Here is a 25,144-nt window from a genome sequence, read left to right as displayed (position 1 = left end):
TCTACACCTGGGATTGGCAGTCGTATCAATCCCTCTCCGAATCCGATTCGACGAGAATCGGGATTTGTTACGCAGAGGCATCGTATCCAGCGTCTTCGACCACAGTCACAAGCTCATCCCGTTCAGCGGACCCCTCGACCGTCGCGGATTCTGAGTCACGATCCGCAGTAGCGGACGTAACCCCCTCAACTTCTTCGAGTGCCTCTTCGACGGTCTGCTCGCAATGTTCACAGGTCATTCCTTCGACGGTGATTGTCTGAGTCATATCCATTCGTAGATAGGGGCGAGTATTCTATGTGGTTTTCTGCTTAGAATCCAATGTTGTCGCAGCCCTAGATCACCGATTTCGAAGGTGTGTTGTGGGCAACAATAATGTATCCTGCGAGACGAAGCGGTCGTATGCGCAATTTGGATGAAACCGACTTAGAAATCCTCTCGTTACTCGCTGATGACGCCCGCCGCCCGTTCAGCGATATTGGCGAGGAGGTCGACTTGTCGGGGCCAGCCGTGTCTGACCGGGTAAAGCGATTACAGGAAGCTGGCATCATTAACAACTTCACGATTGACGTCAACCGGGCTCATCTCCGAGCTGGTGTACCGGTATTTATTCAGGCCGAAATCGGCTCAGCGTCGTTGGAGGCCGCCCGCGAGCGGGCTCGAGAGTCAGATGGCGTTGAACACGTCTTCACGACCTCCGAAGGAGATCTTTGGTTCTATGCCCGTGTTGAAGCCCAGAACGTACGTCAGTGGGTAGATGGACTCTTTAACGAGATCGATGTAGCAGATTACACCGTCACGCTAATTGACGAGCTTGAATGGACGCCGTCCGTTGATGGCGTCGAATTTGCACTCACCTGTGCTGAATGTAACAATACCGTTGATAATCAAGGTGAAACGACGAGAATCGACGGAGAGATCTATCACTTCTGTTGTCCGTCCTGTCTCACACGGTTCGACGATCGGTATCAGCGACTCGAAGAGGGAGCGTAACGCTGTCTTTGGAATCCAAATTTTCCTGCAGTCGAAACCCCGCCTCTCGAAGCAGTAAATCGCCTAAACCTAGACCCCGTATAGTAGAACAAGCATGACAAGCCAAACAATCCATCTTGATATCACGGGAATGTCCTGCGCCAACTGTTCGGCGACGATCCAGGACACTCTCGAATCGCTCGACGGGGTATCGGAGGCGGATGCGAACTTCGCCACCGACGAGGGTTCCGTCACCTACGACCCTGAAGAGGTATCGCTCAAAGAAATCTACGACGCGATCGACGAGGCCGGGTACGGCGCAGTCTCTGAGACGGTAACGATTGCCATCTCCGATATGACCTGTGCCAACTGCGCCGAGACCAACCAAACCGCTCTTGAAAATATTCCGGGCGTCGTTAATGCGGAGGTCAATTACGCAACCGACGAAGCACAGGTCACCTACAATCCTGCGGAAGTATCTATTGGTGCGCTGTACGATGCTATCGAGGAGGCTGGCTACTCGCCCGTCCGCGAAGATGGTGCCGACGAAGAGTCGGGCCAGGACGCACGAGATGCCGCCCGTCAAGCCGAAACTCGGAAGCAACTCAGGTTGACCCTCTTTGGGGCAGTGTTATCGGCACCGTTGCTCTTCTTCCTCATCGACAATTATCTGCTCGGTGGCGCGATCGTCCCTGAAGCCGTCTTCGGTGTGGAACTTGGCTGGGTTGAGTTCCTCCTCGCCACGCCGGTACAGGCGATCCTCGGCTGGCCGTTCTATAAGAACTCGTACAAGGCGATCGTGAAGAATGGCCGCGCCAATATGGACGTGCTGATTGCGATCGGTTCAACAACGGCCTATCTATACTCTGTGGCAGTCCTTGCTGAACTCATTGCAGGTGGACTTTATTTCGACACGGCAGCCCTCATCCTCGTGTTCATCACGTTGGGTAACTATCTCGAAGCTCGGTCGAAGGGCCAAGCGGGTGAGGCCCTCCGAAAGCTCCTCGAAATGGAAGCCGAAACGGCGACCATTGTCCACGAGGACGGCAGTGAAGAAGAAGTTCCGCTTGAAGAGGTCACAACTGGTGACCGGATGAAAATTCGTCCAGGTGAGAAGATTCCCACAGACGGTGTCGTTGTCGACGGTCAGTCTGCCGTCGACGAGTCAATGGTCACTGGCGAATCTGTGCCTGTCGAGAAAGAGGAGGGCGATGAGGTCGTCGGCTCGACGATTAACGAGAACGGCGTCCTTGTCGTGGAGGCGACGAAGGTTGGAGAAGACACGGCCCTCCAACAGATCGTCCAGACAGTCAAGGAGGCCCAGTCGCGCCAGCCCGACATCCAGAATCTCGCCGACCGCATCTCCGCGTACTTCGTGCCTGCGGTCATCGCGAACGCCCTTCTCTGGGGTGTCGTCTGGTTCCTGTTCCCCGAGGCTCTCGCTGGCTTCGTCGACTGGCTCCCGCTGTGGGGTCAGGTTGCTGGCGGCCCGGCCCCGGTCGGTGGGACCGTTTCAGTCTTCGAGTTCGCGATAATTGTCTTCGCGTCCTCGATCCTCATCGCCTGTCCCTGTGCGCTGGGGCTGGCGACGCCCGCAGCGACGATGGTCGGGACGACGATTGGTGCCCAGAACGGCGTCCTGTTCAAGGGCGGTGACATCCTCGAACGAGCGAAAGACGTCGATACAGTCGTCTTCGACAAGACGGGCACACTCACCGAAGGGGAAATGGAACTCACCGACGTGGTCGTCTTTGATAGCGATGGAAATGTGGTGACTGACGGTGGCGAGCCGACCCCAGATGGTGGACAGCTCAGCACCCGTGAGCGCCTCTCAGAGGATGATGTGCTTCGACTGGCGGCGATAGCTGAAAGCGGCAGCGAACACCCGCTCGCCCGTGCAATCGTCGAAGGGGCCGAAGAACGCGGCCTGGACGTGACTGAGCCTGACGACTTCGAGAACGTTCCGGGCCACGGGATCAAAGCAGTCATTGGTGACAGCGAGGTGCTGGTCGGCAACCGCAAGCTGCTGCGGGACAACGGGATCGACCCCTCTCCCGCTGAGGAGACGATGGAACGCCTCGAGAACGAGGGGAAGACGGCGATGCTGGTCGCCTACGAGGGGGAGCTCGTGGGTGTGGTCGCCGACGCCGACACAGTGAAGGAAAGCTCCAAGCAGGCTGTCACAGCACTCCAGGAGCGGGGAGTTGACGTGATGATGATTACGGGCGACAACGAGCGAACTGCCCGTGCGGTCGCTAAACAGGTGGGTATCGACCCGAAGAACGTCCGCGCAGGAGTCCTTCCTGAGGACAAGTCCAACGCGGTCGACAGTATTCAAGACGAGGGCCGGCAGGCGATGATGGTCGGTGACGGCGTCAACGACGCTCCGGCACTCGCGGTCGCACACGTCGGGACAGCAATCGGCTCCGGCACCGACGTCGCCATCGAAGCTGCAGACGTCACGCTGATGCGAGACGACCCGCTCGACGTGGTAAAGGCGATCCGAATCTCAGACGCGACACTCCAGAAGATCAAACAGAACCTCGTGTGGGCGCTCGGTTACAACACGGCGATGATTCCGTTAGCGTCGCTCGGCCTCCTCCAGCCCGTGCTCGCTGCAGCAGCAATGGCGTTCTCGTCGGTGTCGGTGCTGACGAACAGTCTCCTGTTCCGGCGGTACACCCCCGATCACGACTACAAGCTCTTCGGATTTCTTCGCTAACCGTCACCTCTAGATCAATGTCGAATATTTCCCGGCACACGGTTCGAAGGTACCTCGTCGAGACAGCCAGTAGCGAACCGACATACCTCCGGGCTCGCGAGATTGCCAGCGATCTCGACGGATCTCCCAAGGCAGTCGCGCAGTACCTCAGCCAGCTCCAGGACGAACTCACAATCGTTTCACTCGAACAGTGGGGGCGCTCGAAAAGCACGACGTGGCGCTTAGAGGTGAACGAGTCGTGAGTACTGTCACCCGGCGCGTCGAGACTGCCCTTCCGGAGACCGGCTCACGCGAGTGGTGGGCGCTGTACCTGCTGGCCCCGCTCGTCCTCATCGGTGGGGGCCTCCTCGTGTTTCCGACGTTGGTCTACGACCGGTTCATCTGGCAGTATCTCTGGGGACCAGTCGTCGCCGATGCGGCCGGTCAACCAGTCACGCACGAGGGGATTCGTGCTGTCCAGGGCTACAACGCGGTGAACACGGTAATCTACCTCGCGGCAGTCGTATACAGCCTCCCCGGACTACGGGCGTATCTCGACCAACTCGACGTCACGTTCGACGCACGACTGGCCTACGGGTTCGCTCCGATCATCATCGCAGGTGGGGCGATGCGCGCCCTCGAGGATATCGGACTGCTCGGCGACTACGCGGTGTGGTTCATCACGCCATCGATTTACATCGTCGTCACCGCTGTCACCATCCTCGCGCTCGGCGTCGGCGCACTCTTGCGTGACCAAAATATCGGATCTATCCCGCTAACAGTCGGGCTCGTCGGGTCGGTGTGGGCTGTCGGGGCCGTCTGGTGGGCTGTTTGGCACGGCCTCTCGACATCGACCCCACTCCGCCTATGGGTTCCTGTCGCGACGACGGGGATAGCGCTCGGCGTAACCGCACTCTACTACTGGGGCACGAGTTTCGCCAATATCACCCACCTTCGACACCCGCTAATTCTGCTGGCCGTTTTCGGCCAGTTGTGGGACGCTGCGCAGAATCTCATCGGTGTGACGTTCCTCGGCTACTCCCCAAAGCTGGTCGTGACGAATCTCGTGTACCAGGCGACTGGATTCTCCGGATCGACGTTCGTGCTGAAACTCGTCGTGACTGTCGGCATCGTGTGGTATCTCGCCGATGCGAAAGAGGAGATGAATCACACGTGGTGGTGGCTTATGACGTTCTTCATCGGAGCGATCGGACTCCCGATGGGCGTTCGTGGGTCACTTCGGATGCTGTTGGGAGCTTAACGATGGCCTCAAAGATTGGCAAAAACCGATGACTCGAACGTCCAAAATTGCGGTAATAGGTGGAGGGATGGCCGGGCTTGCAGCAGCTGCTGGATTCGACGACGCTGGATTCGTCGTCGAACTATATGAGCGGCAGTCCTACGATAGCAAAGGCGTTAATTGCGGAGAAGCGATGACAGCGGTATCGAAGATCCCACTCGAACCGACTGTAGAGAACGGCTTTCTCAACCCGCTGCCAGCGATGGAAGTGGAGGTGTATGACGGAATCGACGCCGATCGCCACCGCACTGGAGCCGGCACCTTTCCTGCTGCGGATACATATATAACGGACCGAAATGTCGTTGAGCAGTCCTGGGCAGAACAACTCTCAGAGAAGGGTGTTGACATCCACGAAAACCAGTCTATCACACGGACAGATTTCCACGAGTTCACCGATGAGTATGATCTCGTCGTTGATGCAACCGGTCAGCCATCACTCTCTAGTAAAGCGCTCGGAACAACCAACGAGTATTCAGGATATATGGTAGCGCTTAACAGTGATGTCGAAGGGGACTTCACCGAGTTGTACCCGAACAGCCGGATAATTCTGGAGAACTATACAGGGTACTCGTGGGCATTCCCGAAGACATCGCAACGAGCCAACGTTGGTATCGGCTGGACGGTCAGTGACCGGCCTAATGATTATATGAAGGCATTGAGGGAAGCCTGTGAGCGGAATGGGTGGCCAGTCCCGTCGCAGGAACGGACGAACGTCGCAATCATTCCCGAGGGACCAAGCCTTGATCCCGACAGAACCCATCTACCGGAGCATTCAGTCGTACGAGTGGGTGATGCTGCAGGTATAGCAAACCGACTCACCGGAAAGGGGATCTCACAGGCCGTTGAATCGGGATTCTTGGCCGCAGAGCTGGCTAACAGAAGCCAATTACACAATTATCCTGATAGATTATATCAGAGGATGAAAACGGAGTACATTTTCGCCACAGTTGTGAGATACTTTCTTGAAACTCGTAATCCCAAGGTTCTGGGAGCAGCAATTCGTGCCGCTGCCGGGATCGATATTGAAGACGTTGACCGGTCTCCGAGTGCAGTTCTACTGCGTCTCCTCCGCCACCCTGTTTTATTTGCCCGTATTTTCTCGAGACGACGAGTTTTAAACCGTGTCTATGGAGGAATGACTAACCAGTGGGAGTTAATTGATTGATATCCACTCGAGTTAAATTCTCAGAATCTGTTAGCTACTGAGAGGATCGGTAAGTACAAAGGATTAGATCAGTAGATGAATTCAGTCCCTCAAACAGAATTTTCCGAAATCCAGAAATCGGTGGGCTCAGCTTCATCGGTGCTCCTGCTTACATGCCCCAGCACACAATCAGTGCGTTGAGGGTGACCGAATTCCTTCTTGAGAATCATCCAACTCACCTCGGATATCCGCGTTCCTGAAATGAGCCCCGACTCTTAGAAATCACGAACACCATCAATCTTTTTTACTACATCTGACAAAATCAGCCGTGAGGTGAAGTATGCCATGTCAACTCAATCCATCCGTACGAATTTTCTCGGAACCGAGACGTCGTTCTCGGTCTCGGGAGCCTGGTTGTCGTATTGGATCCTGCTGCTCCGGCTGACCGCCGGGTGGTGGATGCTCCACGCTGGCCTTGACAAAATCTGGGCGTGGCCCTTCGACGCCAGCTGGTTCGTCGGCGGAGCCGCTCAGGGCACGATTCTCGCCCCCTTCGTCACGCCGTTCAGCGACGGCATCCTGTTGGCGTTCGTCAACGTGGCGGTACCGCTTGGGCAAACCGCCATCGGTCTCGGGCTGATACTCGGTGTCCTCACGAGGACCGCCGCCTTCTTTGGTGCCTTCATGATGCTGTTCTTCTACTTCATCAACGGCTACGGTGGCGGCTGGGCCAACGGTATGGTCACGGGTGAACTCCTTGGGATCATGGTCTTCGGAACCATTGTGGCACTTGGAGCGGGCGGCGTCCTGGCAGTCGATAACCGCCTGCGTGAGATGGAACTGTTCGAGAACACGCGATTACGGAAACTCCTCGGGTGACTACCAATGAGTGACTTATCAACGGCAGACCAAATCGCCATGTACGTCGGCGGTGGCCTGGTTGTCTTGGGCGTCGTCGTGATCGGCCTGCTCGACATGCTACTGGGAGCCGGGCACCCAGTCGATAGCGAGGGAGCAATCGAACACGCTGCAGTGGTCCCCATCGACATTAGGGCGGGCATCATCCTGCTCGGCTTGGTGATTTGGGGACTCGTCGCCGTTTACAAGTTTGCCGCAGGGTCGGCACCGTCGGGATCGACTACGGGCCAAACCCCATCCGGCATGGACGACTAGTTCAACAACTCAGTCCGTGGAGCCATTTGCCAGTTAACTTTTCGCGTTGCTCGCACTAACGTCCATCTGATGCACCTAAACGTGAAGACAAACACGATTTTTAGGAGTAGCCCTGTCGTTTCTTGGTTTTCCTTCTGGTCAGTACGCGCGCTTTATTCAGCAGAACGAACTTAACACTCTTTGGTTTGGTAGAAGAAACGGGGATTAATACGCAATTAGAATTTCCGAATTTAAGACTGAAATTAGTATATTACAAATAATATTTCAATATAGCCTTGACTTCCGATTCTGGTTTGTCTTTCGAAGAAAGGTGTACGGGTGTTTTTTCAATTCAGCTGTCCTTCGGTTAATCGTTAGAACGGGGTAATCTGCTTCCTCGATCACTTGAGCTGCGACGCTTCCCTGTAATAGCCGACGAATGCCAGTCAATCCTCGTGTCCCCATTGTAACAAGGTCGATGTCAGTCACCTCAGTGTATTTGAGAATCTCCTGCTGAGGTTGACCAAAGCTCAACGTAGTTCGGACAGGAACGTCCAAGGTCGCTGCCTTCTCCGTAATGTCCTCCAAGAGCCGAGTTCCCCGCTGTTCCCAAGAGTCAGTGACCTCTTCCCACGTGAATCCAGGCCGACTCGAATAGGACTGTTCGGAAATGATAAAAAGTCCATGTAGGGTTGCATCATACCGTTTAGCAATTTGTAGCCCATGTTTGAAGGCCACAGATGCCTCGTCGTATCCATCCGTAGGCACGAGAATATCTGTGAACTGACTAGTAGATAACTCTCCTACCGGATCAGAGGGATCCATATCAGGTATCGTCAAGACAGGAAGAGAGATATTTTGAATGATGTGGCTGGAGACGTCTCTCCGGAGAATTCGTGCTAATCTAGTCTGTGTAGGTTTCTGGTGGACAAGCAAATCGATATCATTCTCCTCAGCGTATTCCCGAATAACACCTGGAGAGTGCCCACTATCCACTGCTGGTATCACATTGAGTCCGAGCGAGTGGGCCTGATCCACCACGGGTTCAATTACCGCTGCTGCGTCCCATTCCTCTTGTTTAGTGACTTGATCGGATTCCACCTCCGTGCGTTCCTCATCTTGAATATATAACACGTGGAGAGCCGCATCATACGTTTCTGCAAGTGATAGGCCATATTGGACCACTGAGTCCCTTATATCAGCTCCGTAGAGTGGAATGAGGATCTGGTTGTACAGGTTGATGTCCGCACCTTCTCGAACTTCTAGATGGCTGGGGGAGTTCATACATATCTATACGTAACGACGATTTACCGTGCTTTCTGTTAAGAATCGAAACCGGGAGAACAGTCTCTGGGGTGGTGACTTGAGGCTTTTATCGCAAGTAACTCGCTATAGCACGTCTATTTCGAAAAGAGTGGAGACGTCGTTTGGAGTCGCATCAGTTCGACGAGAGCGTATTTCCCACAGTTTCGAGGAGTGAAGTGTCGGAGTCGGTGCGACGAGTCATGCTCTGGGTCATGTTGGGCGCAATTTAAGGCCGATATGCTCGTTGACGGAAAACCGTCACGGCAGCACCCTCGACCGATGAGGGTCGCCACATAGAGACGAATACGGGACTCTGACCTTTGGGGTTTCCTCCTCAGAACTGAAAGTCACCTTCCCCGTCGTGCTTGAATCCGTTCTCAATACACAGGAAAGGTCGACGTACAATTGAATACTTCCGAGCCAAGTGACGAGCATATGGAACGGGCCGTAACTCGTCGCGAACTACTACGGGTCGGTGCGACGACAGTCGCACTCGGAACCGCCGGTTGTTTGGGGTCATCGAGTGGGGATGAGTGGGATATCGAGGGAACGCTAGCGGTGACGAACGCCCAACAATACAGTTCACCAGGCTGTAGCTGTTGTGGAAAATATGCGTCGTACCTGCGGGAACAGCTCGACACGACGCTCGGGGAAACCGAAACCGAGGACGTGACGGATCTCAAGCGCCAACACGGTATTCCATCGGATCTACAGAGCTGTCACACACTCGTCCTCGACGAGTACGTCGTCGAAGGACATGTTCCTGCCGAGGTTATCGCGACGATGCTCGAGGAAGAGCCGGCGATTGACGGCATCGCGTTGCCCGGGATGCCGGCTGGATCGCCGGGGATGGGCGGGACGAAGTCCGACACATTCACCGTCTACAAACTCGGCGGCGGAAAGACAGGTGACGTGTACACCGAGATCTGAACAGAGAACATCTGGTCAAGATACTTTGGGACGGCAGTCGACAGCCTGAACGATGATTCGACGACTCCTCCATGGCCTCGGGTATGTGTTCGCGTACGTACTTTTCCTTGGCGCGAATACGCCGGACTCGGTCGTCACCCGTCTTCGTATCGCGTATCGTCTTGTCGGTGTCCGGATCGTCGAGACGCCACAGATCGATTCGGTCGAACGGACGATCTTCCTGTGTCCGTACCGAAATCTGGGCGCCACTTGGTTCGGGGAGAAGTGGATTTGTCATGACATCCTAGACCGCGTGGACGACGGCTACGTGACGTATCTCCGGCGGCACAAGGGAATCGACTACCAGCGTCCTCGCGGGTGTGCCGACCTCGCGTACTGCGACGAATCCGAGTACTGCTATTCGGAGGTTTCCGAACTCGAGTAGGTGGCCGATGGATCAGAGTACTCTCCGCCACCGAATCACCGACCAGTTTTCTTACCGCGGCGAGCGAGCCGATATCTGGCGGGCGTTCGACCTCCTGTTCGATACTGACGAGTTCCTCAATCTCGGCTACTCGGAGTGGTACCAGCCACATATAGCCGGTTCGAGTCAACGTCGCCTCGTCACGGAAGTCGGCTCAAGGGTCGCGTCGCATCTACCCACAACCGACGGAGTGCGCCTCCTCGATGTCGGCTGCGGTCGGGGGGGTCCAGCCCTCCACCTCGCCTATCAGTTCGGCTTCAACGTCACTGGTGTCGACCTCGTTCCGTACAACATCCAGATGGCAACCGAGAACGCACGGGGTAAGCACCTCGATTCCGAGTTCATCATCGGTGACGCGACACAACTCCCGTTTACCAGGGACTCGTTTACCGCGTGTACAGCCATCGACGCGCTCGTATACCTCTCCGAGCGGAATCGCGTTTTCGCTACAGTCGCAGATACCCTCGAACCCGAGGCGGTTCTCGTAGTCTCCGATCTCGTGATGCAGTCAGACGTGACTGAAACGGAACGGAGATTGGTCGATTCATTTGCGGATGCGTGGGATATGCCGTCCTTGGGTACTGTTGAAGGATACAAAGCTGCTCTCGACGAGACAAGCTTTGAGCTCAAAGCGGTCGAAGATATCACGAAACACAGCGTCGGACGCTTCCGAAAGTGGACGACGCTGTACCTCCAGCTACTCACGAGCCCGCTCCGGGCTCTCATTGAACGACTGTTAGGAGCGTATGATCTCGATCCCCTAGCGATTACTGAGCAGGTACGGAAGGCTCACCACGCGCTGCCGTTCCTGCGACACGTTATCTTCGTTGCGGAACTAGAGACTACTTGACTGCTACTTGCACGGCGCAAGAAAGAATCGGATCGTCACGTCGACGCTTGAGCATCCACGAATTTGGATGGACCTGTGGGGTCTTCACTCCTCGTGATTGTCGTGTGGTGGATCGTGACCCATAGGTTTAGAATTGGTTCAGACTCCAGTATTTATATAGGACACAGATAGGAATCCGTTGGTATACTCGAACGATAGTTCGGGATTGTGAGGTACTAACCGTTGATTGTGGAGTCAGAAAAGCCAAACCGTGCAGCACGGCTCAAATCGCTATGTATCCCGACTTTGGATTGCTAAGAACAAATTGCTTGGTTCAGGCCCTCGTACCATTGATGTGGGGTGAAACCGAATGGCAACTGATCCAGTCTGTGGAATGGACGTCGATGAAAGTGATCCGGCGGCCACAACTGAGTACGACGGTCAGACGTACTACTTCTGTGCCGAGGGCTGCAAGGAGACGTTCACCTCGACACCGGAGGATTACGTCTAACCGTCACACCCCACACCTGCGTCGTAGCTCCCCCACACCCACCCCCATTCACCCGATCCCCTCACCCCCATTCCGCCTTTCGATGACCCAACCAGAACTTGACGACACGGATCGCGAAATCCTCCGTCTTTTAGCGGAGAACGCGAGACGACCATACAGCACTATTGCTGAGGCAGTAAATCTTTCAGCCCCGTCCGTTTCAGCACGCGTCCGTCAGCTGGAGCAAGATGATGTCATTCGTCGATTCACCGTTGATCTCGACCTCACACAGTACGAAAACCGGATACACGTCATGGTGCGGCTCCGGTCTGAACTTGGGAAGACAGATTCACTTCGAGAATCGATCCTCAAGGCCCCATACGTAGAACACGTATTCACAACTGCTGAGGGCGAGGTCGTGGTTGTTGCGACACCGCCGCGGACTACGGTCGGAAACTGGGTGCAGCACAGTCTACCACTGAGTGACGTGCGACGATACGACGTGCAACTGCTGTCAAGTGCCACCTGTTCAGCCTATGCCAACGGTACTGAATCCGTACTTACGTGCGCACACTGTGGAATCACTATCAGCGAAGACGGACTAGCTACCCGCGTTGGTGGATCACTCCAGCAGTTCTGTTGCAAAGACTGCGAGACCGCGTTCAAAGGAGAGCACGAGAATCCCCAAGAAAAGTAGAACTACAGATCAATGCCTGTTGACCCCGTCTGTGGGATGGAAGTCTCACAAGAAACTGCCGACCCGACTATCGAACACGACGACAAAGTGTATCACTTCTGCTCGGAAGACTGTCGAGCAGTGTTCGAGGAAGTACCTGAGAAGTATACCGAAACGCCACATCCGCATCTCGTTGAATCGGGAGGAATGACGCTCCCCCGAGTGCCATACGGTCGAGCCACTGGAGAGTTCGATCTCTCGATAACCGACCCATCTTCACTTAGCACGGGAGATAGTGTTCGCTTCTCGAAGACGATCACAGACGAGGATGTTAGGAAATTTGCAGAGGCGACCGGAGATACAAACGCGGTCCATCTCAACGAGGCATTCGCTGAAAAGACCCGGTTTGGCCACCGCATCGCTCATGGAACGCTCGTCTCGGGAATGATAAGTGCTGCACTCGCGTGCTTTCCCGGAGTCACGATCTATATTTCCCAGAATTTGGAATTCCGCCGACCAGTCAGCATTGATGACACCCTGACGGCCCGATGTGATATCACCGACGTTCTCGATAACGACCGATACAAACTCACAACACAGATCGAAGATGATAGTGGAAGCCTCGTTCTCGATGGGGCAGCCACCGTTCTGATCGATCCCCTACCGGACTGAATCCGGTAGGGCTGTCGTGTTGACCACGGCGAGATTCCCGAGACCGTCGTATGACATCTGTTGTAGACCAACTCGGAGGCCCATCTAATCAGAAGGGGTATTCGATTCGATAAGTCCGAAAACTCGGCCATCACAGGATAGTGCGGAGGAAATACTACTATTCAGGGTCGCGTTGACAGTGTTGTTTTGGATTTGAAAGAGTAATCGCAGTGAATTAGGAGCGTGTACATGTAGCTGACTATGGGATCATCCACAGCTACTACGCCAGAAGGGAACAGTAGTGAGATACTCGTTCGTGCTGAGGGAATCGAAAAAACGTACGGGTCAAGACTCCCATTCACACGATCTGTGACCGTCTTGACCGGTGCAGATCTCGAAATTCGGACGGGGGAAATCGTCGGCATCGTCGGCGCAAACGGGTCGGGAAAATCCACGCTCATGAACATCCTCGTCGGTGTCCTCGAACAGGATGGCGGAACAGTCGAACGGACGGGAACCGTTGGCTGGTGTCCGCAGGAACCACTGCTTTACGACCGCTTGACGGTCGGAGAGACGTTCCGATTGTTCGGTTCCGGATACGGAATGACCGCCGAAGAAATCGACGAGGCCAAACACCACTTGGCGTCGAAACTCGATTTCGAGCAGTACCTTGACTACCGAATCGACCAACTCAGCGGTGGAAACCGGCAGAAAATCAATCTGAGTATCGCCCTGATGCACGACCCCGACGTCCTCATGCTGGACGAGCCTTACACCGGATTTGACTGGGAAACGTATCTAACGTTCTGGGATCTCGCTGAGGAACTCGCTGCCGACGGAACAGCTGTCACGATGATTTCACACCTGATCGAAGAGCAAAGTCGTCTCGACCGCATCTACGAGGTACGTGATGGACAGGTCTACGACGTGACTGACCAGGAAGGCGAGACTGATGCAACGGCCAGTGAACGGGGGGGAAGAGACCGATGAATAGGGTTTGGACGGGGATCCGGACGAACGTCTCCACCTTCCTCAGAACCCCCCTGAATGTTGTCCTGGCACTCCTCCTTCCGGTTGTCGTTATCGAAGGCTGGGGACAAGCAATGGCTGGGTTACCAAGTATGCCGACGGTCGAGGCGATTCCGATCGAGCTAGGTCGCCTCCTCGGAGCGATATTCGGGGTCGCCATCATTGCCGGCCTGATGGGACTCGCGCAGATGATTAGTGCGCGTGCAGCCGATCGGCGACTCGTTCAGACAGGCTATCCACCCCGAACACTGCTTGCGACTCGATTAGCGACGCTCGGAGGTGTGACCGTCGTCGTGGCTGCCGTAAACTACGGCGTTCTCTGGCTGACGATTTCACCGGAAGCCCCTGTCCTGACGTTCGTATTCCTCGTACTTGCCGGCCTCGTCTATGCGTTTCTTGGCGCACTCGTCGGGGCGCTCCTTCCACGACTGTTCGAAGGCTCGCTCGTCGTGGTGTTCCTTGCGATGATGGATGCGTTCCTCAGTGGCGACAGTCCGCTGACCGCCGACGTTCCCGAGTTCGTGGAGTACTTCCCGCTCTATCATCCAAAGGAACTCCTTCAGGAGGCGATGTTCCAAGGCACATATACGACGGGTGATCTCGGCTTCGTCGCCGGATACCTGCTAGTCCTGCTTGTACTCGTCACCGCAGTGTTCGGGATAACGATGCGCACCAATGGTGGGTGGTCGGCATGAACCGTACGACAACGGCGTTCACAATCGGCATCAAAGAACAGGCGCGAAACTACGTCCTCGTCGCTCTACTGGTCGTCTTACCGGTTTCGTTCATCACGTTGGCGTTCGCAGTCACCCAAGATGTCGAGATGCCGGTTCGGACGCTCGTCGACGGTGAGACGGTAACGGTGATGCGGGGGATGCCTGAGGTCCACGGCGTGATTATGACGCCGATTACGAGCGCCCTCATCGCGGGACTCGCTGGGTTGTTCCTGATGCGAGAAGCCAAAGACACGGATGGGCGTCTGGCAGTCGCCGGCTATCGTGCACGACAGGTAATCACTGCCCGGTTTGGGGTCCTCGCAGCAATCACTCTCATCGTCACCGGCGTCTCAGTCGGCGTGATGCTCGTCGATTTCCAGCCTGAGCATCTCTGGTGGTTCGTCGCAGCGATGCTCGTCGTCTCGGTCACGTATGGTCTCATCGGGATGCTCGTCGGGGCCGTTTTCGACCGCCTAGCCGGGATGTGGCTAATGCTGATTCTCCCGATGCTCGATATCGGACTCTTCCAGGATCCGCTGTTCATCCAGTCCGAGCCCGAATGGTGGATGAAACTACTCCCCGGCTATTGGCCCGTCCGTGTGATGGTCGATACCGGACTCACAACGGACGTAGATACGACTCTCTCATTGGTGTGGGCTACTGGATACCTCCTCCTCGTAGCTGTCCTCACAATCGGCGTCTACTACCGAATTACACAGGAGAAGTAAGATCAGGCCAGTAGACTACTTACTCCGGTAACTGTAGGGGAGAAGACCCAAACAGCACTATATCCAGCTTCGCTCAATTGGATAGTTTGACTCGGATTTCACTACGACCGTCTGATCGGGCAAACGGTTCGGTGGACTCTGGTTGCTGCTGTGTCCCTCGTTCTCTGGGCACCGATGAGTGCGGCTTACGTTCCGCGGAGAAGTGCCGCGGCGTAGGAACAGGTCTTCGAAGGACTCCTGAGCGAGGGACCTCAGGCGTGTAGAAATGGCGACGACACCGCGCCTTACCGAGATGGGTCTTCACTCCCAGTCTCCAACCGTTCACGACGCTTCTGGAACTCTTCTTCGTCGATCTCGCCTCGTGCGTAACGACGTTGGAGGGTTTCCATAGCGGAATCGTCACTCTCTGGAGGTGCATCGCCTCGACCCATTGCCCAGTAGAGGAAGCCGCCGACCAGCCCCAGCATCCCGAGTGCCCCGCCGACGAACGGCAGCCCACCGAACCATCCACCGTTCCGGCCGTGCATCATCCCTGGACCCATCATTCCGCCATCGGTACTCCCACTGCCGTCGACGTCCGAGCCGACGGCAACGGCGCCGTTCTGGACGATCGTTTCGCTGTCTGGGACCTCGCCGTCCGGGATCGGGCTGTCTTCAGCTGGACCGCCAGGGCTACCAACGACGATGCGACCGACCATGCCGACCGTCTTGTGAGGGATGCAGTAGTAGTCGTACGTTCCGGGCACCTCGAACGTGTGCTCGAAGCTCCCCTGCGAGATGGTCCCGCTGTCGAAGGCGGTGGCGTCGGCGGGAACGCGGTCCGGATAGGCCGTCGCCGAGTGAGCTCCGGCTGCTATCTCGAAGCGGACGGTCGTGCCAGGTTCGACGTGGAGCCCGATCGGGTCGAAGTAGTTGTTGCCCATCTTCACGACGGGCGTCTCCTGTGCGGCGACTGGTTGGGTGAATCCCGCACTCGCGACTGTGCCAGCACCGAGCGCTCCCAGGAACTGGCGTCTACTGTAGTCTGTCATTGTAGCTGGTTGGCTTCTGTTATCCACGGATGATGCTGGCGAGCCGGTTCGTGAGTCCGGGCGATTGCTGGCCGGCGCTCTCGATGGCAGCCTCCAATTCGTCCCGGTCGACGATGCCGATGAACTCGGCCGTCTGTTCCCCGTTTGCATACACGAGCGTCGTTGGCGTCTTTCGGACACCGTACTCCTCGGCCGTCTCCAGATCGGTCTGGATGTCGACCTCCCGGAACTCGACATCCGGATACGCATCTTCGATACCCTCGTTTTTCTCTCGCTGCGTTGCGCACGCTCCACAAGTCTCCTGTGTGAACAGGATAACTTCCGTCATAGTAGCTAGTATGGTCTTATGCTTTTAGCACACTTCTATTCACATCCGAAAGCTGTGAGGGTCACAGATTTCGGATTCCAAGGGGCCGGACGTGAGTAACGCCGGAGGTTGGTGGTCGGACCGTCACTCCGAGCGTTCGAGCTTGTTCCGACGCGCCTCGAACTCTTCCTCGGTGAGATCTCCGCGGGCGTATGCCATACGCAGCTCCTCCATTGCGGGATTCCGCGACGACTGCGATGCCGTCACGCGACGGAAGACGAGATATCCGCCACCGAGCAGGAGGAGGAGGAAGACCAGCTGGACGAGCATCCCGACGAGTGGCCACCAGCCGCTGGTCGTCCCGTATCCACCCATCATTCCACCGTATCCCATCATCCCGCCGAATCCCATCCCCATCGTGAGCAAGGGGAGGACGATGATCGCCCCGAGGATGAGGAGGACGATGGTTGTGGTGTCGAGTTGGTTTGATGATGTCATGGTTCAGATCTCGGTCGATGATTCGAGTTCGTCCGCGACGCTGGCGAGAACGCGTTCGAACCGGTCGTGGACCTCGTTCGCGATCGAGTCGAGTGCCTCGTTGTCGGCGATGCCGACGAGCTGTTGTGGGTCGACGGCACTCACCATGACCTCGCCGCCGTCGGTTTCGTAGACAATGACGTTACACGGGAGGAGTGCGCCGAGTTCGATCTCTTCGTTCAGGCCCTCGTGTGCCAGCCCCGGGTTGCACGCACCGAGGATGCAGTACTGTCGAAACTCCTCGCCGAGTTTCTCCTCGAGCGTCGCTTGGACGTCGATGTCACAGAGGACGCCGAATCCTTCGTCTTTGAGCGCCGCAATCGTCGTGTCGACGACGTCGTCGAACTCACCGGTGACTGAAGTCTGTATTGTGTATTCCATGAAGTATCATACCCCGTCTACGGGGTTAACGGTTGGGTGCCGCAACGGCGGCCGTTGGGAATATGATGTATCGGCTGGAACAGCAGCTGCTCCAGTCATCCGGTGCGTTCGAGCTGTTCTCGCCGCCGATCGAATTCGTCATCCGAGAGCTCTCCGCGGGCGTAGCGCTCACGGAGAACCGACAGCGACTGCTCTTCGTTCCCACCGGAGCCTCGATTGAGGAGCGCATAGACAATGTAGAGCGGAACGGCGATGAGGAGCCCCATCCAGAGGAACCCCCAGAGCCCCATCGCTCCACCGAAGAGGCCCCAGCCGCCCCCCATCATGCCGCCGCCGTAGCTCCCACTACCGTGGGCAACAGCCGGTCCAGTCGCCGCAACTAGCAGCGGGACGGCGAGGATCGCGAGTCGCCGAGCAGTGCGTCCGATGTGAGTGGTGAGTTGCGTCATTATCTTGCGTTGGTGAGTTGTGGTGTTCGATTGGAGCGATCGAAACGGCCAGAGCCGTCAGCAGTGGCCCTGCCCGTACATCCCGCCGTTGTAGCCGTCGTCAGCCCCGTCGTGGTATTCCCCGTCAGCCATGTCCTGGGCCATCTCGTCGACGGTCACACCCATGTGCGACTCCATCCACTCGACGCTACCCGGGCCCATGTGTTCGGTCATCTGTGCCTCCATCCAAGTGGCCCATTCATCTGCGGTGGCATTGTCCGTAGGCGCGTCGTCAGCGGTCGTTGCGTTGTCGTGTGCGCTGACTGCCGGTGCGGCGAACGCGAGTCCGACAATCGCGAGCGCCACGAGCAGCCACCGGCCGAGTTTGAAGTTGGTCATTGTCTCTCTCCTCGGTTACTCGTAGGCCTGCTCGGGAGTTATCGACATGGGTGTGAATCCATACAGGAGAACGTTCGAGAACGTCTATAACATCTTCTAACCGTTTTGCTCGAGGGAGACCGTTCATACCTACGGAATTCGAGAGGGAGAGCGCCCGATAGATAGCGACTATTTTCCCGGTTGTTGCTGCCGAAGGTCATCACTCGGATACACACGATAGGTCCGACCCTGTCGTTCCCGATACAGCAGACCTCTCCTCGAGTGAACTCACGGTCTGGCTTACTTTACTCTTCGAGAACTCAGATCGATCCCGAAGTTCAATCTGCGTGATTCCGGGGGAGTTCAGGACGGGTTCGAGGACGCGTCGTTCATCATCCGGTAAGAGATCGAGAACGCGTGCTTGGGGGTCCGATTCAGGATTGATAGACGTCGCCGGTGCAGCGTCATCATCCATCGACGTAGCTGTTGCCGCCGATGTCTGTGCAGGATCGACAGGCGCCGTTGTGTCGGCCACTTCTGGATCGGTGAGTTCTCCCCGGACCACGTAATAGACGCCACCGATAACGCCAGCAACCAGCAGGGTTCCAACCACGTACCAGAGGGGGTCTGGGCCGTGCATCGTTCCCATAGATGAACCCATCATTGACCCCATCGATTGCTCGATAGCCCGACGCTGTTGATAGGCCCGCACTGAGTACCCCGCCGGCCAGGAGAACGAACCCGAGAAGCACACCGACGACAGTATCTGCTCGACGGCGATTCATATGACAGCCCCGAGTTGCGGGATTTGACTATTCATACCGTCTATTTGAGCGCAGTAGGTGTGACAATTGCGGATTGAAACTGTGATGATGAACCCCATCACAGCGGATGAACCACAGTGCGATCATCAGTGGTCATGATCGTGATCGTGGCTCGATATTTGCGGGCTTTGATTAGTAAATTCCGTTGGTTCTTCTTCGAACGTACGCTTGCATTTCTTTGAGCAAAAATAGTACGTCATCCCATCATTGGACGCACTCGGCCCCTCATCGTCGGTCCGCATGCCACACACCGGATCACGATACTGACCTGGTGCGCCGATTCCACGTCGGTAGACATACAGGAGGAACCCGGAGAGCGCGAAGGCGATAATATTGAGGTAGAACGTGTAGTTGAGCTCGAAGTACGTCTGTTCGGTCGCCGTCTCGCCACCGGCCAGATCTGGTACGATGCCGAGGGCGTCGAACAGCAACTCCATGAGGAAGCCAGTGAACGCCATCGTCACGAAGAAGACGCCAAGGATGTACAGCATGATCTTCCAGCCGTAGTACTTCCGGTAGACGTTCAGCACGGGCACGGTGATGAGGTCGGCGTAGACGAACGCGATGATCCCGGCGAAGCTGACGCCACCGCCCCACAGCGCGACGGCGAACGGGACGTTGCCCATACTGCCGACGAAACTGAGGACGGCGATGATGACGCCCATGACGGCGTTCTCGGCAGTCACGAGCAGGCCGTCGCCCTGAATGAACAGCGTGTTCCACACCCACTGCGGGACGAAGACGATGACGAACCCAGAAATAAGGAAGCCGGCGACGATGTCTTTCCAGATCATCGACCACTCCTTGCGGTACTGATTCCCGACCTTGTACCAGCCACCCCACGACAGCAACTCGTCACGCCACCCGCCGCTACTCGACGTCTCCTGGCGATAGGTCTCCATACAGCCCTCCGAGCAGAATTTGAGCGTCTCACCGCCGTCGGTCGTGAGCGTGTACTCGTCTTTCCCCTCCATCCCGCAGGTGGGATCTTCCGTGACGCCCGCCTGGCGGTCGCGCTCGTTGAGCTTCTCGCGGACTTCGTTAAACAGGTTTTCGGGAAGCGTAAGGTGGACGATGGCGGCCATGACGGCGATGAGAATCAGGCCGCCGAGCAGTTCCGCGACGAGGAACTCCCAGCCAAGCAGGATGAGAATCATCAGCCCTAGTTCGACGATGAGGTTCGTCGACGCGAACATGAACGCGAGGAAGTTCACCGCGTGCGCCCCCTTCTTGAACAGGCCCTTCCCGATGGCGACGGCGCCGAAGCTACAGCCACTGCTTGCTGCTCCGAACACAGTCGCCTTGGTAAGTCCAGTTAGATCGCCCTCACCCAGCACCTGTGCCATCCGCTCCTTCGAGACGTAGACCTGGACCAGACTCGTAATCGTGAGGCCCATGATGATCGCCCACGCCGCCGTCCAGAGAAATCCGACACCGATACGAAGGGATTCAAGAACTCCGTCGATTATCGTCGCCTGCATAGGTGTATCATTGTAGGGATCATCTATTGCGGTTTTGATTAGAATATACTGCCTATGAGGGTATCAGTACTATGGCATCGTAACCGTCGGCCATAGATGATCTATCGTGAAGAGGGGAAAACATTGCAAACCTCCACAAGCTCCACGGAATCCGACTTCAGATTCAAAAGGGGAATCTGATTAAATCACGCCGACGTATTAGAGGCTAATGGGACCAGTAGAGACCGATGATATCCCAAATGAGGGGAACACCACCTGGAAGAACAGCCTTCGCCGGCCTGCTCGGTTGTCCAGTACGGTAACTGTCACATCCACTTCCTAATTTACGATGGCTGTCGATCTGGCAATCCATGATGCACTCGTTCTCACAGCCGACGAGCGGAACCGCCTGTACGAGCGCGGCACAGTATGCATCACCGATGGCTGTATCGAAGAAGTCCGACCATCACGTGCAGGAGACGGAGAATTAGAAGCGTCCACCGTTATCGACGGGAACGGGAAACTGGTGATGCCGGGGTTGGTGAACGCCCACACGCACTTGGAGATGACACCGCTCATCGGTGCGTTTAGCGAACTCGAGCTGACGGAGATGCTTGGGAGTGGGACGGCCTTGTTTAACAGATTAGGGAACGGCGAATTCGAGTACCTCGTCGAGGCAGGCGTCGAGCTCGCAGCGCTCAATTTCCTCTTGGGCGGTGTCACGACCGTGAACTCGATGGACGCACGGCCTGCCGCAGGTGCAGAGGCGTTCGGGGAAGCAGGGCTCCGCGGATTTTTCGGCCCGGCGATCTCGGACCTCTTCTGGGACCAACCAGTCGATCAGCAGTTCTCCCGTGCTCGCGAGTTCGTCGAAACGTACCACGACACGTACGAGGGCCGAATCAGGGCGACGATCTGCCCGCACGACGACTGGTCGTGTACCAGGCAGCTGTGGGAACGGACCGCGTCCCTCGCCGCAGAGTACCCGGACCTGCTCGTCCACACGCACTTGCTCGAACTCGAGGAGAGTAACACGATGGCACGAGCGAACGGTGGCGAGGACTCGGTGGGATTGCTCGACGACGTTGGACTCCTGGACGACCGACTGGTCGCTGCTCACTTCCGCCTCGCCGACGAAGAGGACATCCAGCGAACCGCCGAGGCGGACGCGGCTGTTGCGCACTGCCCGTCCGTCTTCTGTTACTGGAATCCGGACGGGGAGACGCAGTGGACGCCCGTTCCCGAGCTTCGAGCCGCCGGCGTCGACGTCGGAGTAGGGATTGACGACCACTACTGGCACGACTCGTACAGCATGTTCGGTGAAGCGCGGCAAGCTCGGCTGGCGGCAAATCTCAAGCGTTCAGCCGGGCAGTTCGACTCGATGGAACTGATACGAATGCTCACTATTGAAGGCGCACGCGCGCTGGGGATGGGCGACGAGATCGGCAGTATTGAAGCGGGAAAGCGCGCGGATATTATCCTCCTCGACGTCGACAAACCGAAGTTCACGCCACGGACCAATATTCCTGCACAGGTCGTGAACAACGCGGTGCCGGCCGACGTCGAGACAGTGATCGTTGACGGCGACGTCGTCCTCCGGAATGGTGTGCCCGAGACAATGGACTCGGACGACGTGCGACAGCGAGTAAATCAGGCTGTCGAACGCTTCATGGACGAGACAGGCTGGGAGTTAGACATTGGTGGTAGTGAACCGCCGACCAGCATCGAGACTGTACGGGACCTCCCAAAGCGTGGCCCTGCGCGACTCCTGACTCGCCTCGCGATGCAATCCGCGCGTGATCGGTTCTCCTTCTAAGACCCTGCCAGCGTAGGGGTGGTTCCCCCTCAGGAATTTCTGTGGGCGCGAACGAACGCACGTCGCAGGACGGTCAGAAGAACGTACGTCTCGTACTTCTGGGTCTGGCAGTGCTCGCAGGGCTGCATATCCTCGACGATCTCCTCAATAGCGTCGTCGTACTCGTCGGTGAGCGTAGTGAGCGCGTCCGTGATCTGGGGCTGGGCAGCGTCGATCATCTCCTCGACGGCGGCGTCGGCCGAATCTGGTAGTGAGTACGAGAGGACGATCGTGTTCGCGTGGTAGTACTTCGTCGTCCCACCACGCCCCTCCTCGAAGCGAACGACGTCGACGAGGCCCGCATCCCGGAGCTCGTTGATGTGATGGCGGACCGTGTTCTCCGTCCGGTCGATGCCGCGATCGTCGAGGCGTTCGTGGACCTCGGTCGCAGTTAGGGCTTCCTCGGACAGAATGTCGAGGACCATCGCCCGCATCGGCTCGTCGATGGCGTCCGAAATCCGAGTGTCTCGCACCGCGATGTCGTCGAGACGGTGGTCGGTATCGGAATCACTCATACGAGAACTGAGCGCGAGCACGCGGGAAAAGGTAGCGGGGCAGGAGTCGGGTAGGTGTCTGTCGAGGTATCCAGTACAGGATGGACCCGCGATAGCGAAAGCCCTAGACGACCCGTTTGACTGTTCCAACGACCCGTATCCGAATTCAAACATATCATCTAAAAAATACTTATTGAGGTACGGGCACTATCTCAAACTGTAATGAGCGACACAACCCAATTCCGCGTCCTCGACTTCGACTGCCCGACCTGCGCGAGTACCGTCGAACGCGCCCTGTCGAACGTCGACGGCGTCCAGCACGTCGAAGTCCACTACGCGACCGGCCGCGTCGAGATCGAGTACGACGACAGCGTCACTGACCCCGACGCCTTCGCAGAGACCATCGAAAACCAGGGGTACACTCCCCAGCCCGCCTAACACTATGAACAAACAATCGATCACGCAGTACTACCGGAACCACCGGAAGGCCATCGTCACGGCGACGAGCGGCCTGCTGTACGGCGGTGGCTGGAGTCTCGGCTACCTCACGAGTTTCGAGATGGCAAGCGCCGCCATCCTCGTCCTCGCGACGGTCGTGGGTGGCTACGACATCGCCAAGACCGCTTACCACGAGGTCACCAACCGGACGCTCGGCATCAAGACGCTGGTGACGCTGGCCGCCATCGGTGCTATCGTCATCGGGGAGTACTGGGAAGCCGCCGCCGTCGTCTTCCTGTTCAGCCTTGGCAGCTACCTCGAAGGCCGGACGATGCGGAAGACCCGGACGGCACTTCAGGAGCTACTGGAGATGACGCCCGACACGGCGACCGTCCGTCGCGACGGGACACTCCAAGAGGTCTCCGCCCGCGATGTCGAAGAGGGCGAAGTCGTCGTCGTAAAGCCGGGCGGGAAGATCCCGGTCGACGGAACCGTCGTCGACGGCGAGAGCGCAGTCAACCAGGCGCCGGTCACCGGCGAGAGCGCGCCCGTCCACAAGGCCGACAGCGACGAGGTGTACGCCGGGACGGTCAACCAGGAGGGCGCGCTAGAAATCCGGACGACGGGAGCGGGATCGGATACGACTCTCGAACGGATCATCCGTCGCGTCGAGGAGGCCCAGGAGGCTCAGTCGCCCACGGAGAGTCTCATCGACCGGTTCGCGAAGTACTACACGCCGGCCGTCATTGCCCTGGCTATCGGCGCGTACGCGGTCACGCAGAACGCGATCCTGTCGCTGACGCTGCTGGTCATCGGCTGTCCGGGCGCGCTGGTCATCGGGCCACCGGTCAGCATCGTCTCGGCCATCGGTAACGCCGCCCGGTCGGGCGTGCTGATGAAGGGCGGCGAACACCTCGAACGCGCCGGCAAGATCGATCTCGTCGCCTTCGACAAGACGGGGACGCTCACGAAGGGCGAGACCACCGTCTCCGACATCGAGGGGTTCGGCGTCGCCGCCGCCGACGTCCTCTCGCTCGCAGCGACCGCCGAGAAGAAGAGCGAACACCACCTCGCGGACGCCATCGTCGACATGGCCCGCGAACGCCAGACGGCTGCGACGGACGGTGGAGCGACGGTCGCCCAAGCGGACGATACGGACGTGGGGCGCAGGTCGGTCCCCGATCCCGACGACTTCGACGTGGTCGCCGGCAAGGGCGTCATCGCCCATGCCGATGGCCAGGAAGTCGTCGTCGGCAACCGCGCGCTGCTGGACGACCGCGACGTCGATGTCCCCGATCGGGTCGCCGACTACGTCCGCGAGCGTGAGGGGCGCGGCGAGACAGTCGTCCACGTCGTTCGGGACGGGGACATCATCGGCGCGATTGCGATGCGGGACGAGCTCCGGGAGGCCGCTCCTGGGGTCGTCGCGGCGCTCCAAGACGCTGGCATCGAGACGGTGATGCTCACCGGCGACAACGATCGGACGGCCGCTGCCGTTGCCGAGGAGGTCGGTATCGACGAGTACCGTGCCGAACTCCTCCCCGAGGACAAGCAGTCCGTCATCGAGGGCTACCAGGCCGACGGCCACGTCGTCGCGATGGTCGGCGACGGCATCAACGACGCGCCATCGCTGGCCACTGCCGATGTCGGCATCGCGATGGGTGCTGCGGGAACGGACACCGCTATCGAAACGGCTGACATGGCGTTGATGGCCGACGACCTCGAACGCATCCCGTACGCGGTCAAACTCAGCAAGGCGACGCGCTGGAACGTCCTCGAGAACGTCGGGATCGCGGTGCTGACCGTGACCGTCCTCCTCGCGGGCGTGCTCACCAGCTACGTCACCCTCGCGTCGGGAATGCTGGTCCACGAGGCCAGCGTCCTCCTCGTCATCCTCAACGGGATGCGACTGCTCCGCTACTGACCAC

Annotated in this window: 29 protein-coding genes and 1 pseudogene; 19 read left to right on the top strand and 11 right to left on the bottom strand. The window is 57.6% G+C overall.

Going from position 1 to position 25,144, the window contains the following annotated elements:
- Positions 1 to 67 precede the first annotated feature (67 nt).
- Positions 68 to 265 carry a heavy-metal-associated domain-containing protein gene (locus EGD98_RS18475; protein WP_049938510.1) on the bottom strand — a complete coding sequence of 66 codons (198 nt, stop codon included), beginning with the start codon at positions 263 to 265 and terminating at the stop codon, positions 68 to 70.
- Positions 266 to 399: 134 nt separating this feature from the next.
- Between EGD98_RS18475 and EGD98_RS18470 the strand changes: the two genes are divergently transcribed.
- The 7 genes from EGD98_RS18470 (at position 400) to EGD98_RS18440 (ending at position 7,287) form a co-directional block, all read left to right on the top strand.
- Positions 400 to 990 (top strand): AsnC family transcriptional regulator, encoded by a 591-nt coding sequence (locus EGD98_RS18470; RefSeq protein ID WP_049986206.1) that lies wholly within the window; start codon positions 400 to 402, stop codon positions 988 to 990.
- A gap of 94 nt (positions 991 to 1,084) precedes the next feature.
- Positions 1,085 to 3,691, top strand: a complete 2,607-nt coding sequence (locus tag EGD98_RS18465) for a heavy metal translocating P-type ATPase (protein ID WP_220589840.1) — start codon at positions 1,085 to 1,087, stop codon at positions 3,689 to 3,691.
- A 17-nt stretch (positions 3,692 to 3,708) separates the two neighbouring features.
- Positions 3,709 to 3,933 (top strand): DUF7123 family protein, encoded by a 225-nt coding sequence (locus EGD98_RS18460; protein WP_220589839.1) that lies wholly within the window; start codon positions 3,709 to 3,711, stop codon positions 3,931 to 3,933.
- Positions 3,930 to 4,931, top strand: coding sequence for a DUF63 family protein (locus tag EGD98_RS18455; protein ID WP_220589838.1), 1,002 nt, complete (start codon positions 3,930 to 3,932; stop codon positions 4,929 to 4,931). Before EGD98_RS18460 ends, EGD98_RS18455 begins: the two co-directional genes overlap by 4 nt.
- 67 nt (positions 4,932 to 4,998) lie before the next feature.
- A complete protein-coding gene (locus EGD98_RS18450) occupies positions 4,999 to 6,135 on the top strand; it encodes an NAD(P)/FAD-dependent oxidoreductase (protein WP_231741202.1) in 1,137 nt (378 codons plus the stop codon).
- A 324-nt stretch (positions 6,136 to 6,459) separates the two neighbouring features.
- Positions 6,460 to 6,993: a DoxX family protein gene (locus EGD98_RS18445; RefSeq protein ID WP_004594602.1), complete on the top strand. Its 534-nt coding sequence runs from the start codon at positions 6,460 to 6,462 to the stop codon at positions 6,991 to 6,993.
- Positions 6,994 to 6,999: 6 nt separating this feature from the next.
- Positions 7,000 to 7,287: a hypothetical protein gene (locus tag EGD98_RS18440; protein ID WP_004594603.1), complete on the top strand. Its 288-nt coding sequence runs from the start codon at positions 7,000 to 7,002 to the stop codon at positions 7,285 to 7,287.
- 264 nt (positions 7,288 to 7,551) lie between these two features.
- Here the strand turns inward: EGD98_RS18440 and EGD98_RS18435 are convergent, their stop codons facing one another.
- Positions 7,552 to 8,550, bottom strand: a complete 999-nt coding sequence (locus tag EGD98_RS18435) for a universal stress protein (RefSeq protein WP_004594604.1) — start codon at positions 8,548 to 8,550, stop codon at positions 7,552 to 7,554.
- A gap of 456 nt (positions 8,551 to 9,006) precedes the next feature.
- Between EGD98_RS18435 and EGD98_RS18430 the strand changes: the two genes are divergently transcribed.
- The 9 genes from EGD98_RS18430 to EGD98_RS18390 all read left to right on the top strand — a co-directional run bounded on the left by EGD98_RS18430 (position 9,007) and on the right by EGD98_RS18390 (position 15,083).
- Positions 9,007 to 9,501, top strand: a complete 495-nt coding sequence (locus tag EGD98_RS18430; RefSeq protein WP_004594605.1) for a DUF411 domain-containing protein — start codon at positions 9,007 to 9,009, stop codon at positions 9,499 to 9,501.
- 52 nt (positions 9,502 to 9,553) lie between these two features.
- Positions 9,554 to 9,925: a hypothetical protein gene (locus EGD98_RS18425; protein ID WP_135306274.1), complete on the top strand. Its 372-nt coding sequence runs from the start codon at positions 9,554 to 9,556 to the stop codon at positions 9,923 to 9,925.
- A 7-nt stretch (positions 9,926 to 9,932) separates the two neighbouring features.
- Positions 9,933 to 10,814, top strand: a complete 882-nt coding sequence (locus EGD98_RS18420) for a class I SAM-dependent methyltransferase (RefSeq protein WP_220589837.1) — start codon at positions 9,933 to 9,935, stop codon at positions 10,812 to 10,814.
- A gap of 349 nt (positions 10,815 to 11,163) precedes the next feature.
- Entirely contained in the window at positions 11,164 to 11,304 is a 141-nt protein-coding gene (locus tag EGD98_RS18415; protein WP_123538915.1) for a YHS domain-containing protein, read from the top strand.
- 82 nt (positions 11,305 to 11,386) lie between these two features.
- Positions 11,387 to 11,980 (top strand): AsnC family transcriptional regulator, encoded by a 594-nt coding sequence (locus EGD98_RS18410; RefSeq protein ID WP_220589836.1) that lies wholly within the window; start codon positions 11,387 to 11,389, stop codon positions 11,978 to 11,980.
- A 12-nt stretch (positions 11,981 to 11,992) separates the two neighbouring features.
- Positions 11,993 to 12,631, top strand: a complete 639-nt coding sequence (locus EGD98_RS18405; RefSeq protein WP_268899193.1) for a MaoC/PaaZ C-terminal domain-containing protein — start codon at positions 11,993 to 11,995, stop codon at positions 12,629 to 12,631.
- Between the two features lie 240 nt (positions 12,632 to 12,871).
- Positions 12,872 to 13,600 carry an ABC transporter ATP-binding protein gene (locus EGD98_RS18400; protein ID WP_236039624.1) on the top strand — a complete coding sequence of 243 codons (729 nt, stop codon included), beginning with the start codon at positions 12,872 to 12,874 and terminating at the stop codon, positions 13,598 to 13,600.
- Between the two features lie 131 nt (positions 13,601 to 13,731).
- Entirely contained in the window at positions 13,732 to 14,334 is a 603-nt protein-coding gene (locus EGD98_RS18395) for an ABC transporter permease (protein WP_220589834.1), read from the top strand.
- On the top strand, positions 14,331 to 15,083 hold the full coding sequence (locus tag EGD98_RS18390; RefSeq protein ID WP_220589833.1) for an ABC transporter permease: 753 nt from the start codon (positions 14,331 to 14,333) through the stop codon (positions 15,081 to 15,083). The genes EGD98_RS18395 and EGD98_RS18390 overlap by 4 nt, the downstream gene beginning before the upstream one ends.
- A gap of 284 nt (positions 15,084 to 15,367) precedes the next feature.
- On the opposite strand, the gene EGD98_RS18385 is transcribed toward EGD98_RS18390, so the two are convergent.
- The 8 genes and pseudogenes from EGD98_RS18385 to EGD98_RS18350 all read right to left on the bottom strand — a co-directional run bounded on the left by EGD98_RS18385 (position 15,368) and on the right by EGD98_RS18350 (position 20,450).
- Complete coding sequence (locus tag EGD98_RS18385; protein WP_004594613.1) at positions 15,368 to 16,114, bottom strand: plastocyanin/azurin family copper-binding protein; 747 nt, start codon at positions 16,112 to 16,114, stop codon at positions 15,368 to 15,370.
- 19 nt (positions 16,115 to 16,133) lie between these two features.
- Positions 16,134 to 16,442 carry a thioredoxin family protein gene (locus EGD98_RS18380; RefSeq protein ID WP_004594614.1) on the bottom strand — a complete coding sequence of 103 codons (309 nt, stop codon included), beginning with the start codon at positions 16,440 to 16,442 and terminating at the stop codon, positions 16,134 to 16,136.
- 123 nt (positions 16,443 to 16,565) lie between these two features.
- Positions 16,566 to 16,919, bottom strand: a complete 354-nt coding sequence (locus EGD98_RS18375) for an SHOCT domain-containing protein (protein WP_004594615.1) — start codon at positions 16,917 to 16,919, stop codon at positions 16,566 to 16,568.
- A gap of 3 nt (positions 16,920 to 16,922) precedes the next feature.
- Positions 16,923 to 17,339, bottom strand: a complete 417-nt coding sequence (locus EGD98_RS18370; protein WP_004594616.1) for a DUF302 domain-containing protein — start codon at positions 17,337 to 17,339, stop codon at positions 16,923 to 16,925.
- A gap of 95 nt (positions 17,340 to 17,434) precedes the next feature.
- A complete protein-coding gene (locus EGD98_RS18365) occupies positions 17,435 to 17,788 on the bottom strand; it encodes an SHOCT domain-containing protein (protein WP_004594617.1) in 354 nt (117 codons plus the stop codon).
- Positions 17,789 to 17,845: 57 nt separating this feature from the next.
- Positions 17,846 to 18,166 (bottom strand): hypothetical protein, encoded by a 321-nt coding sequence (locus EGD98_RS18360; RefSeq protein ID WP_004594618.1) that lies wholly within the window; start codon positions 18,164 to 18,166, stop codon positions 17,846 to 17,848.
- Positions 18,167 to 18,334: 168 nt separating this feature from the next.
- A pseudogene (locus EGD98_RS18355) lies at positions 18,335 to 18,930 on the bottom strand (helix-turn-helix transcriptional regulator).
- Positions 18,931 to 19,055: 125 nt separating this feature from the next.
- Entirely contained in the window at positions 19,056 to 20,450 is a 1,395-nt protein-coding gene (locus EGD98_RS18350; RefSeq protein ID WP_220589832.1) for a permease, read from the bottom strand.
- A gap of 328 nt (positions 20,451 to 20,778) precedes the next feature.
- Between EGD98_RS18350 and EGD98_RS18345 the strand changes: the two genes are divergently transcribed.
- The gene (locus EGD98_RS18345; protein WP_050051507.1) at positions 20,779 to 22,245 is read left to right on the top strand and encodes an amidohydrolase family protein; all 1,467 of its coding nucleotides are present in this window, start codon (positions 20,779 to 20,781) and stop codon (positions 22,243 to 22,245) included.
- Positions 22,246 to 22,274: 29 nt separating this feature from the next.
- Here EGD98_RS18345 and EGD98_RS18340 read toward each other — a convergent pair whose 3' ends face one another.
- A complete protein-coding gene (locus EGD98_RS18340) occupies positions 22,275 to 22,799 on the bottom strand; it encodes an ArsR/SmtB family transcription factor (protein WP_004048660.1) in 525 nt (174 codons plus the stop codon).
- A gap of 201 nt (positions 22,800 to 23,000) precedes the next feature.
- Here EGD98_RS18340 and EGD98_RS18335 point away from each other — a divergent pair, with 201 nt between their 5' ends.
- The gene (locus EGD98_RS18335; protein ID WP_004048661.1) at positions 23,001 to 23,216 is read left to right on the top strand and encodes a heavy-metal-associated domain-containing protein; all 216 of its coding nucleotides are present in this window, start codon (positions 23,001 to 23,003) and stop codon (positions 23,214 to 23,216) included.
- Between the two features lie 4 nt (positions 23,217 to 23,220).
- Entirely contained in the window at positions 23,221 to 25,140 is a 1,920-nt protein-coding gene (locus EGD98_RS18330; RefSeq protein WP_006186939.1) for a heavy metal translocating P-type ATPase, read from the top strand.
- The last annotated feature ends 4 nt before the right edge of the window (positions 25,141 to 25,144 follow it).

It is taken from the genome of Haloarcula salinisoli (assembly GCF_019599405.1).
Classification (GTDB): Archaea; Halobacteriota; Halobacteria; order Halobacteriales; family Haloarculaceae; genus Haloarcula; species Haloarcula salinisoli.
Note: the sequence above shows the minus strand (reverse complement) of the source record. Positions and strands in the feature narration are given on the sequence as shown.